The organism is Rhodoblastus sp. (assembly GCF_041915505.1).
Lineage (GTDB): Bacteria > Pseudomonadota > Alphaproteobacteria > Rhizobiales > Beijerinckiaceae > Rhodoblastus.
Map to the genome: position 1 here is coordinate 1 of NZ_JAYSBG010000334.1, position 3,820 is coordinate 3,820.

The 3,820-nt window shown below is 64.2% G+C and carries 4 protein-coding genes; 2 read left to right on the top strand and 2 right to left on the bottom strand.

Annotated elements, in window-relative coordinates:
• Window positions 1-65: 65 nt before the first annotated feature.
• Window positions 66-581, top strand: coding sequence for an iron response transcriptional regulator IrrA (irrA, locus tag ACE3S9_RS16375; RefSeq protein WP_374547545.1), 516 nt, complete (start codon window positions 66-68; stop codon window positions 579-581).
• Window positions 582-637: 56 nt separating this feature from the next.
• Here the strand turns inward: irrA and ACE3S9_RS16380 are convergent, their stop codons facing one another.
• Together ACE3S9_RS16380 and ACE3S9_RS16385 are read right to left on the bottom strand one after the other, a co-directional pair.
• Entirely contained in the window at window positions 638-1,744 is a 1,107-nt protein-coding gene (locus ACE3S9_RS16380; protein ID WP_374547546.1) for a linear amide C-N hydrolase, read from the bottom strand.
• Window positions 1,745-1,852: 108 nt separating this feature from the next.
• Window positions 1,853-3,457 carry an undecaprenyl-phosphate glucose phosphotransferase gene (locus ACE3S9_RS16385; protein WP_374547547.1) on the bottom strand — a complete coding sequence of 535 codons (1,605 nt, stop codon included), beginning with the start codon at window positions 3,455-3,457 and terminating at the stop codon, window positions 1,853-1,855.
• 139 nt (window positions 3,458-3,596) lie between these two features.
• On the opposite strand from ACE3S9_RS16385, the gene ACE3S9_RS16390 reads away from it, so the two are divergent.
• Window positions 3,597-3,820 (top strand): hypothetical protein (locus ACE3S9_RS16390; RefSeq protein ID WP_374547548.1); only part of this gene is annotated, 224 nt, incomplete at its 3' end.

Sequence of the window (3,820 nt, forward strand, 5' to 3'; positions counted from 1 at the left end):
GGAAACGGCTTTACTTCGTGTTTAGAACCGTTCAAAAAACTCCAGCCGCGTGTTATATCTGACAGATGAGCAGGAAGATGGCTGGCGTGACCCTACAAAACGACAAGACCGCGGCGGCGCAGCGCATGGTCGCGAAGCCGACATATGACTGGAAAAACGGCGCCTTGGCCAAGCTGGTCAAGGAAAAGCTCCGTGTGGTCGATCTGCGCCCCACCCGCCAGCGCATCAGCCTGGCCAGCCTGCTGTTCGTGGCCGGCGACCGCCATGTGACGGTGGACCAATTGTTCGCCGAGGCCCAGGCGCTGAAAATGCCGCTCTCCCGCGCGACGGTCTACAACACCCTGCATCAATTCGTCGCGGCGGGTCTGGTCCGCGAGATCGCGCTTTACGGCTCCAAGGTCTGGTACGACACCAAGACCGGCTCACATTGCCATTATTACGACGAGGACCGGGCCAATCTGTTCGACATGCCGGTCGATCTCACCCACCAGCTCAAATTCACCCCGCCCAAGGGCAAGAAGATCGTCGGCGTCGATATTATCGTCCGTCTCGCCGACGACGACGGCCAGTCCGAAGCCTGAACGACGCGGGACAAGCCGCCCCGCGCCGATCGGTTCGGATACTCAGCCGAAGCGCTTCATTTCAGATCCTTGGTCACATCGATGATCGGCTGCTGGCTGGCGGTCGAGAATTTCAGGACGTTCTTGCTGTCGAGATCGAGCCGATTCATGTCGACGACATGGATGGTCTGGTCGTCGTAGCTCTTCCAGTAATATTTCAGCGCCTGCGGATCGCGCGCCACTGTCAGCAGCGTGTAGTCGCTGTGGATCACGCCATCCGGGGAAACATCGCGCGCGGCGCCGACCGGAATGTCGAAATTATTGAGGATGTGGAACACCTGCAGCACACCGTGCTCGGCATCCTTTTCCGGAATGGCCGTGGCGCTGAACACGGCGGCGCGGACGAAGCGCGACGGCGGCGAGAAATCGCCCGGCAGGCCGAGCATGCCATTGCCCTGCCCGATCGGCTGGAACACGGTCTTGTCGATCGTGATCGGCGGCACGTTGCGCGGGTTGAGCGCGATATAATTGCGCAGATTGGTCATGTGCCAGTCGAACGGCGGCGAATTGGTGAAGACGCCGAGCGGATTGTCGGACACGACCAGCTTGCCCTTGATCGGCTCGATGGCGATGCTGGCGCCAGTCTTGTCATAGACGACATAATGGAACGGCTGCAGTTCGGGCGGCCAGCCCTTCAGCAGAGTCGGCGCGATGAAAACATCGCCTTTCTCGATCGCGGCGCGCGCCTCGGCGACCGTGGCGAAGCTGGTCAGGAGCCAATTGGGGAAATCCGCCATCGACAGCGAAGCCGCGCGGTTTTCCGGCGTCGTCGGGGTATATTCCGCGAAGGTCGGGAAATAGAAGGTGCCGACGGCGAGGCCCTTTTCGTTCAGGCCGTCGAGCATGGCGAGATTGTCGAAGGCGATCACGCCCACGGCGGCATATTTGGCGGTCCATTGCTTGCCTGGCCCGAGCGGCGTCTCGCCGGTGAAGGAATAGCCGCGCGGCGCCAAAGCCGCCTGGCTGGGGATGACGATGCCAAATTCCACGGTGCGGCCCTGAACGATGGAGCCGTCGGCCGTTTTCAGCATGATCCCGGTGCAGGCGCTCGCCGAAGTCGCCGCGGCGAAGACGGCGGCGGTCGCGAGCGCGGCCGCGCGCTTCAGCAAAATCTTCAAACTCATGGATTGTCCTTCGAGGCGGTGTGAAAATTCGCGGGGCGCCCGCGCTCCCCCACTCGCCATTGCGCCAGAAAAACCTTGACCGAGGCTGAAGGTTCCAGCGCCGGGCCTTCAGAAAGCGTTCTTCCCGAACAGCACCGCGAAAGGCGTCATGGCCAGAATTTTGAGATCGAACCAGATCGACCAGTTCTCAATGTAATAGAGGTCGTGCGCGGTGCGCTGCTCGATCTTTTCCAGCGTATCGGTCTCGCCGCGCCAGCCGTTGACCTGGGCCCAGCCCGTGATGCCCGGCCGGACGCGGTGGCGGGCGAAATAGCCCTCGACCACCTTTTCATAGATCATGCCGCCGACATGGCCCTTGAGCGCGTGCGGGCGCGGCCCGACCAGCGACAGATCGCCGCGCAGGACGTTGAACAATTGCGGCAATTCGTCGATCGAGGCGCGGCGCAGGAACGCGCCGAAGCGCGTGACGCGCGGATCGTTGCGAGTCACCTGCCTCAAGGCGGCGGGATCGCAGCGATCGCTGTACATCGAGCGGAACTTGTACACCTCGAAACGCTCGTTGTTGAAGCCGTAGCGGATCTGGCGAAACAGGATCGGCCCGGGCGAGGACAGGCGCACGCCGAGCGCGGCCAGCGCCAGAACCGGCGCCAGCGCGACGATCAGCAGCGCGGCGGCCGTCACGTCGAAACTCGCCTTGAGGGCGTTGCCCCAATCCGAAATCGGCTTGTCGAACACCGGCAGGAAGGGCACGTCGCCGATGTGATGATAGACGCGATCGCGCAGCGTCAGCTTGGTCCCGAGCGCCGAGATCCGGACATCGACCGGCAGCAGCCACAAATTTTTCAGGATCTGCAGCAAGCGCGCCTCCGCGCTCAGCGGAATCGCGACGATCAGCAGATCGACCTTCTGCTCGCGGCAGAACAGGTCGAGATCCTCGAAGGCGCCGAGCAGCTTGTAGCGGCCGATATCCGCCGGAAGCCGCGCGCGGCTGCGATCGTCGAACACGCCGAGAATCTGCAAGGCGCCCTTGCCCGATGTCTCCAGCCGCCGGATCGTCTCCAGCGCATGGGCGCCGCCGCCGACCACCACGGTGCGCCGCGTGAGCCGCCCCTGCCGCGTCCAGATCGTGACGGCCGCGGCGAAAAAAGCGCGGGCGACGCAGCCCGTCGCCCAGCAGCCCGCGAACCAGAGCATGGTCCAGGACCGCAGGAACTGCGGCTCGCTGAACCCCGCCAGCACGGCGCCGGCGTTCCAGAAGGCGAGCGCCAGCACGAGCGCCAGCCCCAGGCTCACCGCCTGCCGTGGAAACTGTCCCATGGCGCGGATCGTATAGGAATAGCGGCGGCGCAGGACGGCGAGCGCGATAAGCGTCGTCGCCGCGAGGCTGGTCCAGATCCAGCTCCCATCGAGCGAGATGGTCTGCGCCGCGGCGGCATAGGCCACCAGGCCGCTCGCCGGAATGTTCAGCGCGTCGAACAGATGCAGGGCGCCGACCAGCAGGGGCTGGGAGATGCGCTCCCCGGCCGCGCGTCCAGGCGCTGCCGGCTCTTCCACGACGCCACGCGCGGAGGCGCTCAGATCCGCGACATGAAAGGCCGGATAGGACCAGCTTTCACTACGCGAAGAGGTTTGGCTTTGGGAGGGAAGGCGGTCCGCCACGCCCATGATCGACCAACTCGGAAAATGACGCCGCCGGATCGCCGGCGCGTTCATTCTAGCTGGCGTCCGTTAACAGCTTGTTTTCCAAATCCGCCAGATCGGGCCGCGTCATATCGGCCCTTGCGCGTTAACAGGCCGTTCACCTTCCTCCGAAATGATCGCCCGACCCGCCCTTCCCCGGCCCCCGCGATCCATGAAACGCCTGTTCCGCACCCTTGTCGCCGCCAGCCTGTCTGGATCGGCCGGCCATTCGGCCGCCGCGCAGGATTGGCGCTTCTGCATCGGAGTCACCCCCTCCGCGCATGAGGCCGTGATCACCGAGATTTTCACCAGCGCCGCCGACAGCGCGCAATTGGAGCGTCGTTTCGAGAGCTATTTCCGCGCCCGAAAGGGCCGCGCGCTCACCTTCCAATGTCC

Excerpts from the sequence above, each read along its gene's own strand:
- ACE3S9_RS16385 (WP_374547547.1), bottom strand. The coding sequence starts at position 3,457 with ATGAACGCGCCGGCGATCCGGCGGCGTCATTTTCCGAGTTGGTCGATC.
- ACE3S9_RS16380 (WP_374547546.1), bottom strand. The coding sequence starts at position 1,744 with ATGAGTTTGAAGATTTTGCTGAAGCGCGCGGCCGCGCTCGCGACCGCC.
- irrA (WP_374547545.1), top strand. The coding sequence starts at position 66 with ATGAGCAGGAAGATGGCTGGCGTGACCCTACAAAACGACAAGACCGCG.